Origin of the sequence: uncultured Microscilla sp. (genome assembly GCF_947493425.1) — a bacterium.
Taxonomy (GTDB): Bacteria; Bacteroidota; Bacteroidia; order Cytophagales; family Microscillaceae; genus Microscilla.
Genome location: NZ_CANLRP010000020.1, coordinates 18,823 through 36,522, shown reverse-complemented (window position 1 = coordinate 36,522; position 17,700 = coordinate 18,823). Strand labels below are relative to the sequence as shown.

Here is a 17,700-nt window from a genome sequence, read left to right as displayed (position 1 = left end):
GATTGATTACATATGCTTACTTACTTCTGCACCAAATTCTGAAGTTTTCAACAAGGTGGCACCTTCCATCAAACGTTCAAAATCGTAAGTTACCCGCTTGGCTCCAATGGCTCCACTTAAGCCTTTGTAGATCAAGTCGGCAGCTTCTTGCCAGCCTAAATGTTCAAGCATCATAGCACCTGACAAAATCACTGAACCAGGATTTACTTTGTCCAAGCCAGCATATTTGGGAGCAGTACCATGGGTAGCTTCAAATATGGCACGTCCGGTCACATAGTTGATATTGGCGCCTGGGGCAATACCAATACCACCTACTATAGCCGCCAAAGCATCAGAAATGTAATCGCCGTTGAGGTTCATAGTAGCAATGACTGAATACTCGGCAGGGCGGGTAAGGATTTGCTGTAAGAAAGCATCAGCAATCACATCTTTTACAATGATTTTACCAGCTGCCTCAGCGTCAGCTTGTGCTTTGTTGGCCGCGTCTTTACCGTCTTTGTCGGCAATGCGGTCATACTGAGCCCAGGTAAACACTTTGTCGCCATACTCACGTTCGGCAAGCTCGTAACCCCAGTTTTTGAAGGCACCTTCGGTAAATTTCATGATATTACCTTTGTGTACCAGCGTCAATGAAGGGCGCCCTTGCTTGATGGTATATTCTATAGCTGAGCGAACTAAACGTTCGGTACCTTCTTTAGAGATAGGTTTGATACCAAAAGAAGCAGTTTCAGGGAAACGGATTTTATCTACACCCATTTCCTTGATCAAAAAGTCTTTTACTTTTTGGGTACCTTCTTCTCCATGCATCCATTCTATGCCAGCATATACATCCTCTGTGTTTTCACGGAAAATGACCATGTTACAAAGTTCCGGACGTTTTACAGGCGAAGGTACTCCGTCGAACCAACGAACAGGACGTATACAAGCATACAAATCCAGTTTTTGACGCAGTGCCACGTTCAGCGAACGGATTCCACCACCTACTGGTGTAGTCAAAGGACCTTTGATTCCTACCAAATATTCGTTGAAAGCATCTAAAGTAGCTTGTGGTAGCCACTCGCCAGTTTGGTCAAATGCTTTTTGTCCGGCAAGTACTTCTTTCCAGGCAAGTTTTTTGGCGCCGCCATAAGCTTTTTCTACAGCATTGTCTAAAACTTTTTGAGAGGCTGACCAAATATCTGGACCAGTTCCGTCACCTTCGATGAAAGGAATTACAGGAGTGTTGGGAACGTTCAATTCCCCGTCTTGAATGGTTATTTTCTGTTCACTCATTGTCTACGGGATCTAAAATTTAATTTGTTCTTGTTTCGCACAAAAGTAACAACATTGTGCCAAAAATGGTTGCACAAATCAGAGATTTATTATAATCGGGAGGGGCATCAGACAGGCGATAAGAAGCGCGGTGTTATATTTTAACAATATACTTCTTTTAAGTTGCAAGCAGGGGAGCAAAGTAACGTGGTTTGCCTTGTAAATGATTACTTTGAGTGAGGGTACAACCCTTGCAGCGATCAAGTTTGCAAGTATTGCTCGAATGGTTTGGTTTATACCTTTAGCCCTAGCAACAAAATATCGTCGCGTTGTTCGGTATTTTTCATGTGTTCACTGAGGGCTTGTTCCAATATGTCTTTTTGGGCATTCATGGTATGCAAATGAATTTTGTAGATCAATTGTTGTAGGCGGTGGCTCCCAAACTTAGCCCTTTGCTCGTTGTTTTGGTCAGCAAAGCCATCAGAGCCGATATAAAACACCGTACCTTTGTCACACCACATAGAGTGGCACTCTATATTCCGGGTATTATTTGACGAGAAACCGATAGACACATTGGCACCCTTAATAATTCCTAAGGTTTTGCTGCCAGGTGTTACATACCACAAAGGGCGCTTGGCACCAGCAAAGCGCAACTCTATCTGCCCATTTTCCAGTTCTTCTGTTGCTACAAACGCGGCATCCATGCCATTTTTGTCCCCACTTTTACTCTGCTTAAGCACTTTGGGCACCCTGGCTCTAAGCATTTCCAGTATTTGGGCTGGGTCAGACTCTTTTTTAGTGTTTACAATATCGTTGAGCAAAGTAAAGCCAATCATACTCATAAATGCTCCTGGTACTCCGTGCCCAGTACAATCAATGGCACCCACTACCTTTTTGTTATCAATGGTGCCCAGCCAGTAAAAGTCACCCGATACCACATCTTTAGGGTGGTAAACCACAAAATGCTCTTCAAAAGACCTGGCAATATGCTCTGTGGCAGGCAAAATTGCCTGTTGAATGGTGAGGGCAGCCCTTACACTTTGGGTAAGTTGGTGGTGCTGGGTGTCGAGCAAACTCTTTTTTTCTTCAATATCATCACGTTGAGCGGTGATCTCTTCCTGGTTTTGCAACAACTCTTCGTTCATTGTAAGCAGTTCTTCACCTTGTTGGTGTAGCTCTTTTTTCTGCTTCTGTAAAGCCGATTTTTGTTCTTGTAATTCGTGTTTTTGTTGCACCAACAATCCATTGGCTTTTTTTTGCGCCTGACGGCTGCGGTAAATGAAAAAAGCAAGAATCAGCATTACCCCAAGCGCCGATAATGACACAATGCTCATATTGCGTCGGAAACTACTCGTTAGTTTTTCTTTTTCAAACTTTGCTTTGAGGGCAACTTGTTGAATCTTTAGAGAGTCTTTTTCAAGTTGAAATTCGTGATTGGCTGCCAAGCGGGTAATTTTTTTAGTACTGGCAGCATTGAGCAAGCTATCGGTCATTTGCTTAAACACCACATGCGCTTCATAGGCTTTTTTGTAGTCGCCTTTGGCCTTGTATACTTTGGCAAGGGTTTCGGCACCGTCTTGCAGTGTGGCTGGTTTGCCTATTTCTTTGGCCAACGTCACTCCTCGGTCAAGAAATTGGATGGCTTTTTTGTACTTTCTCTGTTCTAGGTGTGTCTTGCCCAAAGCTACCAATACGGTAGAAGCCAACGATTTTTCGTTGAGTTTCAGGCTCATTGTCAATGACTTGTTCAAGTAACTCAATGCCTTTTTATAGTTTTTCTTTGCCAGGTATGCTTCTCCTATATTGTCATAACAATTGGCCAACCTACGTTTGTTACCCTTTTTTTGCTCTATCTTTAGTGCCTTAAAGTAATACTTGAGGGCTTTATCGTATTGATGTTGTTTACTGTATACAAAACCTATATTGGTATAGTTGGTTGCTATGAGCATTTTTTGCCCCAACTCTTCTTTTAGTTTGAGCGACTTTAGTTGGTATTCGAGGGCTTTCTCATAATCGCCTTGCCGTACATATACCAGGCTAATGTTATTGTAACTAGCCGATATGTTCGATTGATCGTTTGATTTGATTCTTATTTGCAATGCTTTGAGGTGCTTTTGCAACGACAAGGCATAGTCGCCCTGTCGCAAATGTATGGTTGCCATATTGTTGTAAAGGCTTGCTACATTTGCTTTGTTTTTTTCTTTTTTGCGTATTTCAAGGCTTTTTCCATAATACTCCAGGGCTTTGGCATAGTTACCTTGGTTAGCAGAGAGTACACCTATGTTGTTATATACTGTGGCGGTATAACCGGGTAACTTTTGGGCCTTGCTTATCTTGAGTGCTTTGGTATAATACCGCAAAGCAGTAGGGTAGTTTGCATGAGCCACCTCCACCGAACCCAAGCCAATAAAAGCACTGATTTTCCCTTGGATATATTGATATTGATCGCTGACTGTGAGTATTTGATCAAATATGTTTTTTGCTTTAGTGTGGTTGGCTTCGTTTTTTGCAAAGTAAGCAAGGCGTTTATAAGCATTTACAATGCCCTTGGGGTACTTTATCTGGGTAGCAAGCTTGATTGCCAAGGAGCTATAATGTTCAATTTTGGATAGTTGGGAGGGCTTATACCTAAGGGCGAGTTGGTTGTATACTTTTACCCGTTGGGTGTCAGCCAGGTCGTTTTGGAGCACTTGTTTCAAAGAGTCTATGGTCGCTTTTTTTTGGGCAAAAGCCTGACCTGTGATACACCCCAAAAACACCCAAAGCCAAATTCTTATTTTCATGCACTCCTTTGTTTATACAAAGTGAAACTTTGTTGTAATAACAAGCAAACATTGTACTTTAATCACGATTTTAATTTTTGGAAAGAAAACTAAGGAATGGTGAGAAATTAAATTACCATTCTTGAGGTAGAGGTTTTGTTTTGAGACGAGGCTATTTTTTGCGCCCATAGCAAAGCAACGCTACGGGCAATAAAAATAACGAAGTATCAAGGCGAAAAATCACCCCTCAGAGTGTAAATTTATTTTTGAACCATTCCTTAGGAATTGTTCAAAAATAAAGTTCTATAGTAACGCCAAAATATTTTGTTGGCAGGAGAGGCAAAAAAACGCGGCATAGCAGCGCTACGACAAGTTTTTTTAACGAATTCTGTCAGCAAAAGATGACGTTAAAAATGCGTATTTATTTTGCTACCATTCCTAAGAAAATAAAATTACAACTTCATACCTAACCACAAAATATCATCACGTTGTTCACTGTGTTGCATATGTGCCTTAAGCGCTTCTTCCAACAAGTTTTTTTGTTGTGCCAGCGGGTAAGCCACGTTCTGCTCTAGTAGTTGTTTCAAGGCATCATGACCAAAACGTTTGCGTTGGTCATTGTTTTGATCTTGAAAACCATCTGAGCCTGCATACAAAATGCTATGGACAGGCAATGAAATATGTTGTTGTGTAAATATTTTTCTTTTTGTCTGAAAGCCACCTACCGACATTCGAGTACCTTTTAATTCGCCAAAAGTGCGGGTAATAGGGTCAAAGTATAACAAATCATTTTTGGCTCCGGCAAAGTCAATCTCAAAATAATTGTTTTTGCTGCTTACCGAGAGTACCACGGCATCCATGCCGGCTATCATGTCTATCTCTTGCTGTTGCCCGGTGTTGCGTTTCATAGTATGCAAAACGCTTTCGTTGAGTTGGGTCAATATCTCGGCCGGCTGCACTACTTGATTTATTTTTACAATAGAGTCTAGCAACTTGCTGCCAATCAGGGTCATAAAAGCCCCTGGCACCCCGTGTCCGGTACAGTCAGCTACCACCATTACCCATTGTTGGCCTACTTCGGCTATCCAGTAAAAATCACCCGATACTACGTCTTTTGGTTGGTACAACACAAAATAGTCGCTGAACAACCTCCGAATGAGCTGGTCGGAAGGCAACAAGGTGTGTTGGATCACCTGGGCTGCCTTGAAACTTTTATTTATACGGTACTGATGGTGCAATAGCTCGGTATTTCGGAAGGCAAGAATATCGCGTTGGGCGGCTATTTCTTCTTTATTTTGCAGTAGCTCTTCGTTGAGTTTGGCAAGCTCTTCGCTTTGGGTTTTCAATCCTTGTTTTTGCTGTTGCAGTTGTACATTCAAGCGTTTTTGTTGTTGGCGGCTCCGGTATACAAAAAACATAAACACCAGTACAATAGTTAAAACAACCAATATCAACCAGGTGATGTTGCGTTGAAAGCGGTTGGTCAATTGCTCTTTTTCAAGTTGGGCCCTTTGCAAAGCATTGGCTTTTTGCATAGAGTCTTTTGCTTGTCTAAACTCTAGCTCTACCTCCATGCGGGTTATTTTACGGGTATTTTCTACATTAATCAGACTATCAGACATTTGCTTGAAAATCACTTGGTATTGATATGCTTTAGCAGGCTGACCTTGTAAATGATGGGATTTGGCAAGTAGGGCTGCACCGTCTCTTATAGTGGCTGGGTTGCCCACCTCTTTGGCTTTGGCCACCCCTTGAGTAGCATAATGTATTGCTTTTGGATGATTTTTTTGCAAAAAAAACACCTCAGCCAATGCCACTTGTGTTTCCGATACAGCGTCTTTGCGTCCTTGTGCCTTGTGCATGGTAAGGGCTATTTCAAGATAGTTCTGCGCTTGAGCGTACTGCTTCGTTTCTATTGCCAACATTCCCAGGTTGAGGTAGCCATCTGCCAGACTTTCTTTATTGCCGATCTCTTTTTCCATCGCCAAAAACTTTTGATAGTATACCTCTGCTTTTTGAAACCTTCCGGCGGTTTGGTGAATGTTTCCGATCATTTTGTAATTGTTCGCAATGCCTTGGCGATTTTGCAGTTGTTTATACACCTTAAGTGCACGTGTTACGTACGCCAGGGCAAGCGAGTCGTTGTTTAATGCGTGAAACACCGAGCCTATATTGGTATAGTTATTTGCAACGTTTTTTTTACTGCCGGTTTTTTCATTGATTTTCAACGATTTTTTATAATGCTCCAATGCTTTGGGATAATTGCCTTGTTTGCGGTATACTGCTCCCATATTGTGGTAACTATTGGCTACTCCTTGTGTGTTGCCCAGCGCTTGCTTGATAGCCAATGACTTACGATAGTACTCTAGTGTAAGAGGATAGTTGCCCAGTTTACTGTATACAATACCTATATTGTTGTAGCCATAGGCCATGCCGCTTTTATCACCCAGCGCTTTGTCCAATTGCATCGACTTTTGGTAGTATTTCAGGGCAAGTCGATACTTACCTTGCTTTTGGTATACAATGCCTATGTTGTTATAGTCGCTGGATAGCCCTCGTTTATTGCCCATTTTGTGATCAATCGCCAATGTTTTCTGGTAATACTTCAAAGCTTCCTCATAATGTGCCTGATCGTCGTGTACTGCTCCCAGTCCGTTATAAGCGTTGGCTATGCCATTGTCATAACTTGCTTTTTTTGATATTTTAAGTGCTTGTTTAAACAGAGTATTGGCTGCCGTATAGTACCCTTTGCGTCGCAACATCCAGGCTTGCCTGTGGTAAGCGTCTGCTTCTCCTTTTGGATAATTTGTTTTTTGTGCCAACGCAATGGCTTTTTGTATATACAGGGCAGTATTGAGCGAGTCGGATAGTGCATTGTAACGGCGGGCGACTTTGATATATACCTTTACTTTTTGCTCATGGGTAATATTAGTTTCCAATACTTTAAGCAAAGAGTCCAATTTGCGTGTTTGCCAGGCAAATACATTATATGTGGTCAGACAAAGCAGTATACACAAAACATAGGTTTTCATGGGTTTGATTGGGGTTTGATAAACATCACATAATGGGCATAAGAGCCGATTGCTTTTTTGCTGTACACAGCATGAGACAATACAACATCTGGCAGGAAACTTTAATCAAAGTATCAAAAACCTTACTACGCCAACCACAACAATAAATTTACAATTTTATCTTTAGCTAATAAAATATCATCAGGTTATTCTGAATCTGCCAATACATTTTCTAAGCCTTGTTTTTATAGCATCAGAGGCAGGGTAGTGTTGTCTGACTTTTTGGGGTGACTCAACGTGGCTCCTTACTTTTGTCTGATTCATAATTTTTTTTGAGTCTTTTACTGACTTAAGTTGCAAAAAAATAAGCCAGAAATACGTTCTGCGAAAGGTAAGGCAGTAGTATAGAAGTACGCATAATTGTTTGCTATGGGTCAATAAAAGGGTGTTTTATAAACCCAAAATAACATTTCGTGAATTAGCCTTTGCAAATGTTAACATAAACCTACATTTTTACTCAAGCACCCTACAAACCGGATTACTTTGAGTAAGTATTGGTATCTAAGGCCTTATAAAACTTGGTTTTGGATGTAGCTCCTGGTAATAATCTTGGTTAAATAGAGCTTTATTTAAAGTTATTTTACTAAACAAGGTTTTATGAAACATTTAATTAAAACTGCATGGTTATGCTTGCTCTTGTTATGGACGAGCTATGGTTATACTCAAGTATCTAAGCAAAAGCTGATGAAGGCGTTTGACCAATACCAAGCACTAGTGGCGGGCAAGGGGCAGGTATGTCATGCTGCCAATGCAGTAGTAGGAGATTTGAATGGCGATGGGGTACAAGATGGTATTGTGCAGTATACTTGCCTAATGGCAGGTGGCAATATACCCGTGTATACAGGTTGGACATTGTGGTTGAACGAAAAGGGAGTAATAAAGCCTGTGTTGCACTGCAAAGATTTAGGAAGGGCTTTGCCTTTGTCGATTGGTGCTGGTGGAATAATATCGGCATTAGTTTATAAATACAAAAAAGGAGACGCTAGTTGTTGCCCTTCAATCAAGACGCCTAAAAAATATCAGCTGAAGCAGCAAAAGATTATAAGTACTATTTATTATGAATTAGAGGAGGTAAAATAAGCAATGATGAAAAAACAAATACAGGTATTTTTTACCCTCGCTTTACTAACAAGCTTGGTAAATACAGCTTATAGCCAAATAAGCAAAGAACAATTGAATAAATCTTTCGAGGCTCAAAAAACCTTAATAGAAGGGAGTGGTCGTGACTGCTACCCGGTAAATACAGTGGTGGGTGACCTCAACGGTGATGGAAAACCGTGCAATATAGTTGTGGTTTCAAAGGCAGTATGGGCAACGCCAGTGCTGGCATGGGATGGGCGGTACTTATCAACCGGGGAGGTAAGCTAACCATAATAATTAACCAAACCAATGTAAACAACACCATTCCTTTGGCGATAGAAAATGGCACCATTAAAGCTCGAAAAATGAAGTACAAAAAAGAAGACGCCCATTGTTGCCCATCTATCAAGGTAGCCAAAAAATACAAGCTCATTGGCAGTCAACTAAAAGAAGTAAAATAGCTTGTTTTGACCAAAACTCCATCAACAAGCGATAAACCAACTGTATGTATTACTTATCGCTTGTTGTTGATTACCTGCCACTTGCTTAGGTTTGTACCACATGGGTAACAAGCCCGGCATAGCCTCCAAACTCTGCCTTACCCACAATGTATACATCAGCTTCGGCGCCTCCTACTCTAAATACCTGAAGCTCTTGTAGGTTTCTTTTGAGGGTTTCTACCAATCGCTGAAACTGTCGGGCAACCTTGGTTTCTGAGGCATCATACCAACTTTCTTCTGCCACCGAATTTTTAAAAAACGCATCCAGTTTCAACTCTTTTACAATAGCATCCGGTGCTTCACTTGCCAGAGTTAGTACCTTGTCAGCAGTGAGTTCATCTTTAAAATCCCAATAAAAAGACTCAAACGGATAATCAGATTCGCTCATAAACATGAGTCCATCAGATGCCCGATCTAAAGTTTTCAATAAATTGTCTTGTTCATCTGTTGCCATATATCACATAATTTTAGCCTATGGCTGATTTTGCAAAAAGCCGTCCAAAAATGCCTTGAGTCAGGGTTCAAAGTACTGAATGACCCGCCGAATGACCTCTTGTTGTTGGGGGAGGGGCAACTCATAAAAAAAAGGTAGCCTAAGCAAGCAATCGGCGTATTTGTCGCTTTGGGGCAAACTCCTGCCGTCGTGCTGCGCCTGATAAAACGGTGATTGGTGCAACGACAAATAGTGAAAAACTGCCTGTATCCCACGTTTTTTTAGGTAATCAATCAACAGGTTTCGTTCAGCGTTACTCTTACAAATTATATAAAAAATGTGGGCATTGGGTTGGGCATAGTCAGGTATTTGTGGCAAGTTGGCATGCCCTTTTTGTTCTAATATCGCCAAACCTTGCTGATAACGTTGCCATATACCCTGGCGTTGGGTCTGAATGTCAACCAGGCGCTCTAGTTGGGCATATAAAAAAGCAGCACTGGTGTCGGGGGGTAAAAATGAGCCTCCTACATCTACCCACTCATATTGGCTTACTTCGCCCCGAAAAAATGCCGCCCGGTTGGTTCCTTTGCGGCTGATTATCTCGGCTCGTTTTGTAAAACGATCATCGTTGATCACCAACATGCCTCCTTCACCGCAAATAATATTTTTGGTTTCGTGAAAAGAAAAAGCGGCCAAATGCCCAAAACTACCCAAAGGCTTACCTGCATAAAAACTATGAATTGCCTGAGCAGCATCTTCTATTACAAACACTTGATGTTTATTTGCCAAAGCCATGACAGCGTTCATGTGGCAGGCTACTCCAGCATAATGTACCACTACTATAGCCTTGGTTTGGGGGGTAATCAATGCCTCTATTTGAGTGACATCTACATTGGGGTGAGTAGGGGTACTATCGGCAAAAACTACCTTGGCTCCCCGCCGCACAAAGGCATTGGCGGTGCTCACAAATGTATAGGCAGGTACAATTACCTCATCGCCAGGGGCTATGTCCAACAACAAAGCAGCTAGTTCTAGAGCACTTGTACATGAGGTAGTAAGCAAGCATTTGCCAAAACCATATTGTTGTTCAAAAAAATGTTGACACTTTTGGGTAAACTGCCCATCCGATGCAATCACCATTTGCTCGACGGCTGCCTTGATGTAGGTAGTTTCTTTACCTGTAAAATAGGGCTTGTTAAACGGAATTTGCATTTTATATTTTTTTTAGAGCTTGTTTAAAATTAGCCAATAGCAGCTACAAACTTACCGCTAAACCTATTCCTGACTTGCCGTACTCATTGCCATTATACAACATATACCGCTTGTGCTCAAAGGTAAATATTTCCGGATAACAAATCATTTGGCTATCCCATCCCTCTGCCGAAACATCTAAGCCTACCAGTTCATCTTTTCGCACCCAATCCAGCCCATTGACCGACTCGGCATAGCCAATGCGATAAGTAGGGGTTTGGGCACTTGCCCGGTATGAGTACCACATTTTATACCTGCCCGCTTCTTTGATTACCCTGGGCACAGAAATAGCATATTCGTACTCATTTTTAAAACCTATAGCTATTCTACCCTCCCTTTTCCAGTCAATCCCATTGGTTGATTCGGCGTATTTGATATGGTAATAATGTTGAACTTCCCCTGAATGCTTTGTTTGCCACTGCACACAAGAAAGGTAATACATGCGGTAAAACCCTTCTTCTGCCAATACACAATTGCTTGCTACAAAACAGGGGTCATGTACGCTACGGTCTAACAAAGGACCTTGGGCGTGTTTCTGAAAAGTATTGCCCCCATCTTTGCTTATCAGCAAGCCAATGGCGTTTCTAAAAGGTACATTGCCTCCTGTGTTCCAACCAATATAATACATCCACAATTCGTTGCCCTGCTCGAGCAAAGCAGTGGGCATAATGCCGTTGTGGTCAAACATACCCAAGTTGCCCAAGGGTACCTCTATTTTGAACTCATTGACTACTTTTTGTTGATGCAAATCATAGTCTATAGCACAAGGCAGTGATCGGTTGGCAAGGTCACGGGTGCTAAAAAAAATACGTATGGTATGTGGGGCAATAAAACGCGCCAATGGTACTGCCTGGTAGTGTTGACGGTTATAAATTAGCCCAAGTTTTTGCCAGTGTTGCATACAGTTGTTGTTTGGTGGTCATTACTGACTCTACTGTTAGCCATCATTTACTCAGTTTTGCCCATCACAGACTTTATAATATACAGTGGGCGGTTTTTTACCTGATTAAAGATTTGGGCAATGTACATACCTATTACCCCCAGACAAAAAATAATGAGTCCGCCAATGCACCAAATAGAGGCTATAATAGAGCTCCAACCTGCCTGAAAGTCAGTATAGGCAAGCTTTTGCACTACAATACTGAGAATGAATAAGACAGAAAAAAAGAAAATACCAAAGCCCATAAAAGCGATGTAGAGCAAAGCACGCGACGAAAACGAGGTAACAGCACTTAAGGCAGCATAGGCACGTTTACGCCACGAATAAGTGGTACTACCCTTGTATGGTTTGTCTATAGAGCAAGGCACTTGGTTGAACCCTGTCAGATGCATAAGCCCTACCGGGTAGGTGTCGGCTTCGTTGTATTGCAATAAGTGCTGCAAATAATTGGGCTTCATGAGACGTGCCCATGCCTGATTGCGGGGTATTTGGTGTTCGCTGAGTTTGTCAAGCACCCATAAAAACAAATTTCCTAACACCTTTTTTACAAAAAATCCCTGGCGCTTTTTTACTATTCCGTACACAACGTCTGTGCCTGCTTTGGTTTGCATGAGGGTATAAAACTCTGCCAGATTTTCGGGAGCTTCTTCCAGGTCAACATCTAAAATAAAGACATAGTCGGGTTTGGTTTGCAAAGCATGCCGCATGCCTGCAAACATCGCTGGATATTGCCCAAAGTTGCGTGATAAATTTACCAAGGTGATGTGGGTATCATGTTCCATGAGTTGCTTGACCACCTCTACCGAATCATCGGGCGAACCATCATTGACAAATACCAGCTGATAGTTGAGCCCCAGCGAGACAATACAATCTTTGATACGACGATAAAACTCAGGAATGTATGCCCTTGATTTATACAAAGAAGTAACCACCGTAATTTTTTTCATAAATTAGTCACTTGTCTAAAAATCCAATTCATCGCTTTTTTTGTGCCACAAAATAGTTTTGGCTGGCAAGTATACTTCTTTTTCGTGGGTGTTTTTGCGTATAACCGCCCCTGCCCCTACCAAAGTGGCTTTTGCCAATGTAACCTCATTGTGTATGGTGGCATTTACCCCCAAAAAACAATTGTTATGAATAGTGCAATAGCCCGATACTACCACCTGCGAGGTAAGGGTAATATGATGATGCAAAACAGTGTCATGCCCTATATGATTACCACTCCAGAGCACATTGTTGTTGCCCAGATGTACAAAAGGTTGAACAGTGTTACCTTCCAGAATTAAGTTATTATCGCCTATGGGCGCTTCGGCAAGAAAAATACAACGAGAACTGATATAATTGGGCAAAAAATAACCTTTAGCCTTGGTTTGGATATACATTTGTTCGCGTATTTGATTCATCTTTTTGTAACCAATGGCCACAAAAGCATCAAAGTGAGCGGGGGGGTATAGCTGTTCCAGTTGCTCATAAGGCACTACTGGTAAACCTTGCCATACATTGGTTTGAATGTATGCCCCGTGTACCGAAAAAGCCACTACCTCGTAAGGGCTGTCATGTTTGAAATACCAATGGGCAAGCCGGGCGTTGGTAGTATTGCCTACAATGATCAGTTTTTTCTGTTTTTTCATTGCTCAAATGTCGTCATAAAATCCCTGGCCTTTTCTCCAGTGTTAAATAACAAGTCTAGTATGCTAACCGCATGCTCAAACGGAGGGTAAAGCTGTGTATAAGCAGGGTATGCAGTATGTTTTATATAATGTACCTTGATATTTGCCTGAGTAAACAATGTTTCGTCGAGGTAGTTTTTAGCCGCCATTCCCGAATAGTAGTCAGTGGCTCCTACTTGCTGACACAAATCCACTAACCGCTCGGTTTTGCCTGTAGCTAAGGTAAAGTTTCTGGAGAACGAAAGGTGGGTTTGAATGCCCAAAACCTGACATATTTGCTTGATAAAAGCATAATTAATCTCGCTGAGCCACTCGCTGGGAGGGTGTATATACAGAGGAGCAAAAACAGAGGCGTATAACTCAAAAAAGGGAGCTTTGCTATAGTTGTGTTGCAAGATTTGCCAGTGCTTTTTACCCCATTGAGTATCGCTTACTTTGGTTTCATTTATTTTTTGCAAAAAACGACCCTTGGTTTGTACTGGAACAGACAACCACTGTACCCCTTGATTAGTTTTAATTTTATTTCTGTTACGCCAGTCGCGTCGGGTATACTGCATCTCGTCATAGATAATAAATTCGTCTACTTGGTTGATACTGTCAAAATAGCCTTTCCAGGGAATATAATTAGATTGACTGATGTACACACTTTTATTCACTGACATTTTAACATTATTTAATGTAAATTGGTTGTTTCAGCAAAGCTATTGCTGAAACAAAAGAATCTATCTTAGGTTTTTACTTTCAGGCAAGAAGTGAAGGACATTAGAAAACTCAAGATGAGTGCAATATAAAAAAATCACTAATTTTGTTATAAGTGGGCAATACGTTCACTCTGTCAAATAACGCAACAGAACAACCATCTCTAAAATATTTAAATTATGAACAATACCATAAAAACCATAGCACTGAGCTTTTTTTCTGCCATTATAGGTGGCTATTGCTTTTATTTGGTCAACCAATCTTCGGGCAAAAGTAGCCATAGTAATGAACAGAACCTGGTGATACCCGAAAATCGAGACACTAACACCAAAATGGTCAACAATAAGTCACTCGTTGAGCTGAACGGTGACTTTGTAAAAGCCTCTAACGTAGCCACTCGTAGTGTTGTATACATCAAAACAGTGTCAGATGCCAAATACAACTCTTATGATGTATTCGATTTTTTCTTTGGCAATGGGGGCAGAGGTCGCAAGCAGTTAGCGTCAGGGTCGGGCGTAATATTTACCGATAATGGCTACATTGTAACCAATAACCACGTGATACAAAGTGCAGAAACTATAGAAGTAATCCACGAAAAACGTTCTTACAAAGCAAAAGTAATTGGTACTGATCCTTCGTCTGATATTGCAGTGCTTAAGGTAGATGCCAAAGGTTTGCCCAGCATTACACGGGGTACCTCTAAAAAACTAAACGTAGGTGAGTGGGTACTTGCCATTGGTAACCCTTTTAACTTGACCTCTACTGTAACCGCAGGAATAGTAAGCGCCAAAGGGCGTGATATTGCTTTGCTAGGTGGGCAGTTTCCTCTAGAGTCTTTTATTCAAACCGATGCTGCCATTAACCCTGGAAACAGTGGAGGGGCTTTGGTCAATATTAAAGGTCAGTTGGTGGGTATCAACACGGCAATCCTTTCGCATACAGGATCTTATGCCGGGTATGGTTTTGCAGTACCTGTAGACATTGTAGCAAAAGTTTTCAATGACTTGGTACAGTATGGCGAAGTGCAAAAAGCGTTTAGTGGTATCAAAGTAAGTGAGTTGAGCACTAAGCTTGCCCAAAGATTTAACATTAAATCTAACTCGTTTGATGGAGCTGTAGTAACAGAGGTAAACCCTGATAGTGAAGCCGATAAAGCAGGCATAAAACCTGGTGATGTAATACTAAAAGTTAATAGTGTCAAGATAAACGGTAAGAGTACGTTTATGGAGGAAATGAGCTATTTTCGCCCAGGAGACAAAATAAAGCTCACCTACCGCCGAGGTAAAAGTACCCAAACAGTGCAGCTTAAGCTAAAAAATCGGGAAGGTACTACAGGCGTACTCAAAAGAGAGATATTTTACTCGAAAAAACTAGGAGTAGAGCTGGAAAAAATTTCTAAAACCGAACGCCAAAAACTAAGGGTAGAAAGTGGAGGAGTAAGAGTACTCAAAGTACGCCGGGGTTTATTTAGTCGTTTGCGTATGCAAGAAGGCTTCGTGATTACCCATATCAATCGTCAGCCTGTAAAAACACCCAAAGAAGTAGAAAGCTTGTTAAGCGACTTGCAAGGTAAAATATACATCCAAGGGGTGAGTAAAGATGGAACAAAAGGCTACTATTCTTTTTATTTTTAATTCAAAAAACTGTCTTTTAGCAAGCCATTGACCAGGAATAGTCAATGGCTTTTTTGTATAGCCCTTTTTGCCAACTTGTGAATAATTCAATTCGTTGTATTTGAAGCTACTTAACACTAACTTTACGGTTTTAAACTGATTGATGAATTGTTTGATATGAATATATTAAAAACTGCCTTGGGGCGCTTGCGTATCATGGGTTTTCTGGAAGGCCTCTCTTTTTTGGTATTGTTAGGCATAGCAATGCCGCTTAAATACATCTGGCAAATGCCTGAAGCAGTAAAAATAACGGGTGCAGTACACGGGCTTTTATTTGTAGTATATTGTATCTTGTTGATACAGGTAAAAATAGAACACGAGTGGCCATTGAAAAAAGTAGGATTGGCAATATTGGCCTCTATTGTACCCTTTGGTCCTTTTATAGCAGATAAGAAATTGTTTCAGGAGAATGAAGCTAATCACGTTTAATGCTTTATTCATTGGGCATAACTAAACAGTGAAAAAATTATGAGTAGAAATAACAGAAAAAAGAAAGATGACCAAGACGATTGGAAAAGTCGTTTAGGAATGGTGTATTCTACCAATCCCGATTTTGAATATGATACGGAAGGAGAAGAGGAAGAAGAAACCTTGCCTATCAATCAGCAAGACCTCAGGGTGATGCTAGACAAGAAAAACCGCAAAGGGAAAGTAGCTACCCTAGTTACTGGTTTTGTGGGTACCGACGATGACCTAAAAGCACTGGGCAAAATGCTGAAGAGCAAGTGTGGAGTAGGGGGGAGTGCTAAAGATGGTGAAATTATTATTCAGGGCGATATGCGTGATAAGGTAATGGAGTTGCTTAAGAATGCAGGGTATAAGGCAAAAAAATCGGGAGGATAAGCAAGACAAGCAGCAAGCTATGCATACATGAAACGATATAAAAATAGCCTCAAATGTAATTCGAGGCTATCTGATGCTTTTACAGTAGTTATGATGCATTCATAAATCTGGTTTTAGTGGAGAACTCTCGTTCTTGAAAGTACAATTGTGATATATAAGTTACATACGCCTGTATAGTAACCAATGGGCGAATTACGGCCTCTTCGTCAATTTGAATATGGAAGATTTGCTCGCATCGTAAAATCACCCAAATTAAATCTAGCTTGTCCAGCCCCAGATCTTTGTCTATTCGAGAATCCAGGCGAATGTGTTGTTCCTGAATAATGCGTTCGGAAATGATTTGCTGAATCTGTTCAAAAACCACCAGGCTGATCTGGAGTTTTTTCATTATTTTTTCGATAACGATTCTTTCAGATGAATGCAATGAAAGTGCAATTTCATTTGCAAAGCGAATAATTACTGGCTCAGAAGACTCTTTTTTAATCTCCCTGTCCAAAGTGTTCATGATGCGTGATTGTGCCGAATCTGAGATTTCATTCCACTCAGGAAACGACGTCAATAACTTGGTGAAATACTGATACTGTTGGTGGTCTGTAATCGCTTTCATGTTGTCATTATTAAAATTTCGGTTTTTATTGATTAAATTTTAGTGTTGTAACAATTGTGTGTGCGTAATTAGACTTTGTTCGTCATTATACTTTGACATTTCTAACGGGGGAAAACCTTAAAAGTTTTTTTAAAAATAAAAATATTTATATTAAAAATTAATTTAAAATGCTTTAAGGATGTTGCGTATTGAAAAAATCATATTTTACAATTGAGTGCATACCGAAATAATAGACTAATTGCCAATTTTATTAGTTTTTATTTCTTTTAACTATCTATCTGTTTAGTTCTGCGACTTTTACCTGTTTTAGACAGTTGTCGAGTAGTTTATCAGAGCCAATACGCTTTGCTTTGTATATGTGTCTCAGGTAGGAGAATATTTTTTATTATTTCATAAAAAAAATATTATTTCGTAAAAAATGTGTTATGAAAACTATTATTTTAAAATAATAAAATGAGCCGTAGAATGTTAATTAATCGTTTCTTATTGGTTGAGCTATACAATCTTTGATGAGCATTTGATTACTGCATCCTTACCAAACAAATTTACACGTATTGTTACTACTTTGCGTTGTGTTAGGGTACTCATTTCTTCTGAAATAGACCTTGCCGAAGGTAGGTTTACTGTGCATCCCTCCCTTTTTTGAGTGCTTTCCAGCGTGGTTTTATTCATTAAAAACTTTTGATAAAATGTCATAAAAAAAGGTTTGCGATAAGCAAACCCTTTTTTTTAAATTATTTTCACTCTTTGATTATCAACTATAAGTAAGGTGAACATTTATTCGAATCTGCTATTAACTAACAAATTCATAAACCACTGAAAATAAGTGTACTATGAATTTGTTAGCTGCCTGTGGAACAGGGTGTACCTAGAATCTTGCACCTAGTGCCTAGTGGAGGCTATGCCGACATCCCGTTTAC

At 40.5% G+C, this 17,700-nt stretch carries 16 protein-coding genes; 5 read left to right on the top strand and 11 right to left on the bottom strand.

The window, feature by feature from the left end:
* Positions 1-6: 6 nt before the first annotated feature.
* The 3 genes from icd to Q0954_RS07925 form a co-directional block, all read right to left on the bottom strand.
* Positions 7-1,272: an NADP-dependent isocitrate dehydrogenase gene (gene icd, locus Q0954_RS07935; RefSeq protein ID WP_299455688.1), complete on the bottom strand. Its 1,266-nt coding sequence runs from the start codon at positions 1,270-1,272 to the stop codon at positions 7-9.
* A 272-nt stretch (positions 1,273-1,544) separates the two neighbouring features.
* Positions 1,545-4,034, bottom strand: a complete 2,490-nt coding sequence (locus Q0954_RS07930; protein ID WP_299455687.1) for a tetratricopeptide repeat protein — start codon at positions 4,032-4,034, stop codon at positions 1,545-1,547.
* A 431-nt stretch (positions 4,035-4,465) separates the two neighbouring features.
* On the bottom strand, positions 4,466-7,045 hold the full coding sequence (locus Q0954_RS07925; RefSeq protein WP_299455686.1) for a tetratricopeptide repeat protein: 2,580 nt from the start codon (positions 7,043-7,045) through the stop codon (positions 4,466-4,468).
* A 636-nt stretch (positions 7,046-7,681) separates the two neighbouring features.
* Between Q0954_RS07925 and Q0954_RS07920 the strand changes: the two genes are divergently transcribed.
* The gene (locus tag Q0954_RS07920) at positions 7,682-8,164 is read left to right on the top strand and encodes a hypothetical protein (protein WP_299455685.1); all 483 of its coding nucleotides are present in this window, start codon (positions 7,682-7,684) and stop codon (positions 8,162-8,164) included.
* Between the two features lie 197 nt (positions 8,165-8,361).
* Positions 8,362-8,625: a hypothetical protein gene (locus Q0954_RS07915; RefSeq protein ID WP_299455684.1), complete on the top strand. Its 264-nt coding sequence runs from the start codon at positions 8,362-8,364 to the stop codon at positions 8,623-8,625.
* An 85-nt stretch (positions 8,626-8,710) separates the two neighbouring features.
* On the opposite strand, the gene Q0954_RS07910 is transcribed toward Q0954_RS07915, so the two are convergent.
* From Q0954_RS07910 to Q0954_RS07885, 6 genes are read right to left on the bottom strand one after another with little or no spacing between them, the layout of a single operon-like run.
* On the bottom strand, positions 8,711-9,118 hold the full coding sequence (locus Q0954_RS07910) for a nuclease A inhibitor family protein (RefSeq protein WP_299455683.1): 408 nt from the start codon (positions 9,116-9,118) through the stop codon (positions 8,711-8,713).
* Positions 9,119-9,178: 60 nt separating this feature from the next.
* Complete coding sequence (gene rffA / locus Q0954_RS07905; protein WP_299455682.1) at positions 9,179-10,309, bottom strand: dTDP-4-amino-4,6-dideoxygalactose transaminase; 1,131 nt, start codon at positions 10,307-10,309, stop codon at positions 9,179-9,181.
* A 43-nt stretch (positions 10,310-10,352) separates the two neighbouring features.
* Complete coding sequence (locus Q0954_RS07900) at positions 10,353-11,249, bottom strand: hypothetical protein (protein ID WP_299455681.1); 897 nt, start codon at positions 11,247-11,249, stop codon at positions 10,353-10,355.
* Between the two features lie 47 nt (positions 11,250-11,296).
* A complete protein-coding gene (locus Q0954_RS07895; RefSeq protein WP_299455680.1) occupies positions 11,297-12,235 on the bottom strand; it encodes a glycosyltransferase family 2 protein in 939 nt (312 codons plus the stop codon).
* 15 nt (positions 12,236-12,250) lie between these two features.
* Complete coding sequence (locus Q0954_RS07890; protein ID WP_299455679.1) at positions 12,251-12,919, bottom strand: acetyltransferase; 669 nt, start codon at positions 12,917-12,919, stop codon at positions 12,251-12,253.
* Entirely contained in the window at positions 12,916-13,620 is a 705-nt protein-coding gene (locus Q0954_RS07885; protein ID WP_299455678.1) for a WbqC family protein, read from the bottom strand. The genes Q0954_RS07890 and Q0954_RS07885 overlap by 4 nt, the downstream gene beginning before the upstream one ends.
* A gap of 216 nt (positions 13,621-13,836) precedes the next feature.
* Here Q0954_RS07885 and Q0954_RS07880 point away from each other — a divergent pair, with 216 nt between their 5' ends.
* The 3 genes from Q0954_RS07880 (at position 13,837) to Q0954_RS07870 (ending at position 16,173) form a co-directional block, all read left to right on the top strand.
* Positions 13,837-15,291 carry a trypsin-like peptidase domain-containing protein gene (locus tag Q0954_RS07880; RefSeq protein WP_299455677.1) on the top strand — a complete coding sequence of 485 codons (1,455 nt, stop codon included), beginning with the start codon at positions 13,837-13,839 and terminating at the stop codon, positions 15,289-15,291.
* Positions 15,292-15,447: 156 nt separating this feature from the next.
* A complete protein-coding gene (locus Q0954_RS07875) occupies positions 15,448-15,759 on the top strand; it encodes a DUF3817 domain-containing protein (RefSeq protein WP_299455676.1) in 312 nt (103 codons plus the stop codon).
* A 39-nt stretch (positions 15,760-15,798) separates the two neighbouring features.
* Positions 15,799-16,173, top strand: a complete 375-nt coding sequence (locus Q0954_RS07870; protein WP_299455675.1) for a translation initiation factor — start codon at positions 15,799-15,801, stop codon at positions 16,171-16,173.
* A gap of 88 nt (positions 16,174-16,261) precedes the next feature.
* Here Q0954_RS07870 and Q0954_RS07865 read toward each other — a convergent pair whose 3' ends face one another.
* Together Q0954_RS07865 and Q0954_RS07860 are read right to left on the bottom strand one after the other, a co-directional pair.
* On the bottom strand, positions 16,262-16,561 hold the full coding sequence (locus tag Q0954_RS07865; protein ID WP_299455674.1) for a hypothetical protein: 300 nt from the start codon (positions 16,559-16,561) through the stop codon (positions 16,262-16,264).
* 714 nt (positions 16,562-17,275) lie between these two features.
* Positions 17,276-17,476, bottom strand: coding sequence for a hypothetical protein (locus Q0954_RS07860; protein ID WP_299455673.1), 201 nt, complete (start codon positions 17,474-17,476; stop codon positions 17,276-17,278).
* Positions 17,477-17,700: the final 224 nt, after the last annotated feature.